The sequence below is a fragment of the Phyllobacterium sp. genome (assembly GCF_037994425.1).
Classification (GTDB): domain Bacteria; phylum Pseudomonadota; class Alphaproteobacteria; order Rhizobiales; family Rhizobiaceae; genus Phyllobacterium.
In genome coordinates this window covers 1-1,462 of record NZ_JBBNAM010000058.1, presented here as the reverse complement: position 1 = coordinate 1,462, position 1,462 = coordinate 1, and the positions used below count along the sequence as shown (strand labels likewise).

3 protein-coding genes and 1 pseudogene are annotated in these 1,462 nt (G+C 53.6%); all 4 read left to right on the top strand.

Annotated elements, in window-relative coordinates; translation table 11 throughout:
- A pseudogene (locus tag AAAB35_RS04180) lies at window positions 1-106 on the top strand (50S ribosomal protein L24); the annotation flags it as partial.
- A complete protein-coding gene (gene rplE, locus AAAB35_RS04175; RefSeq protein ID WP_106710746.1) occupies window positions 99-656 on the top strand; it encodes a 50S ribosomal protein L5 in 558 nt (185 codons plus the stop codon). The pseudogene AAAB35_RS04180 and the gene rplE, both read left to right, overlap by 8 nt.
- A 25-nt stretch (window positions 657-681) precedes the next feature.
- Window positions 682-987, top strand: coding sequence for a 30S ribosomal protein S14 (gene rpsN, locus AAAB35_RS04170; RefSeq protein WP_340666967.1), 306 nt, complete (start codon window positions 682-684; stop codon window positions 985-987).
- A gap of 12 nt (window positions 988-999) precedes the next feature.
- A complete protein-coding gene (rpsH, locus tag AAAB35_RS04165; protein ID WP_027233174.1) occupies window positions 1,000-1,398 on the top strand; it encodes a 30S ribosomal protein S8 in 399 nt (132 codons plus the stop codon).
- Window positions 1,399-1,462 lie beyond the last annotated feature (64 nt).

Below are 1,462 nucleotides of genomic sequence, written 5' to 3'. Positions count from 1 at the left end.
CGCCGACCCCAAGGATGGCAAGCCGACCCGTGTTGGCTTCAAGGTCCTGGAAGACGGCAAGAAGGTACGTGTAGCAAAGCGTTCAGGAGATCTGATCGATGGCTGATGCAAAAATCGAACCCCGCTTGAAGAAGCAGTACCAGGAAGTGGTGCGTAAGGCTCTTCTCGAGCAGTTCAAATATGACAACGAGATGCAGATACCGCGCATCACCAAGGTTGTCCTCAACATGGGCGTTGGTGAAGCAACTGCTGACTCCAAGAAGCCAACTGTCGCAGCTGAAGATCTGGCATTGATTGCTGGTCAGAAGCCGGTTATTACGCGTGCGCGCAATTCGATCGCTACCTTCAAGGTTCGCGAGAATATGCCGATCGGAACGAAGGTTACACTTCGTAAAGAGCGCATGTATGAATTCATTGATCGCCTGATCACGATAGCGCTGCCGCGCGTTCGAGATTTCCGCGGCCTGAATCCAAAGAGCTTTGACGGTCGTGGTAATTTTGCCATGGGCATCAAGGAGCACATTGTGTTCCCGGAAATCAACTACGACAAGGTTGATCAGATCTGGGGCATGGACATCATCGTTTGTACGACTGCAAAGACGGATGATGAAGCACGCGCACTGCTGCGCGCCTTCAACTTCCCCTTCCGCCAGTAACGGCAAGCGTAGCGAGGTATTTGAAATGGCTAAGACGAGCGCAGTCGAAAAGAACAAGCGCCGTGGTCTGCTGGTGAAGCGTTTCGCTGCAAAGCGCGCACGCCTGAAGGCTATCGTGATGAACCAGTCGCTGCCGCTGGATGAGCGCTTTCGCGCCACCATTCAGCTGGCGGAACTGCCACGCAATTCCACCAAGGTTCGTATTCGCAATCGTTGCGAAGTTTCGGGCCGTCCGCGCGGTTTCTACCGCAAGCTTAGAATGTCGCGTATCGCATTGCGCCAGCTGGGTTCGTCCGGCCAGGTGCCCGGCGTCGTGAAGTCGAGCTGGTAAGGGAGCAAACAGATGTCTGTAAATGATCCTCTCGGCGATATGCTGACCCGCATCCGCAACGCGACGATGCGTAAGAAGGGCAAGGTTTCGACCCCTGCTTCCAAGCTTCGCGCCCGCGTTCTGGATGTTCTTCAGTCCGAAGGCTATATCCGTGGATATAGCCAGGTTGATTTCGAAAACGGCAAGTCCGAGATCGAAATCGAGCTGAAGTATTTTGAAAATGTACCGGTAATTCGCGAAATTACCCGTATTTCGAAGCCCGGCCGTCGCGTTTACGTTTCGGTCAAGTCGATCCCGCAGGTTGCAAACGGCCTTGGTATTTCGATCCTGTCGACGCCGAAGGGCGTAATGGCGGATCACGAGGCACGTGAACAGAATGTTGGTGGCGAGTTGCTCTGCCGCATATTCTAATGCGTGGGCTGTAAACAGGAAGAAACGGACAGGTTGAAAAATGTCTCGTATCGGTAAAAAACCC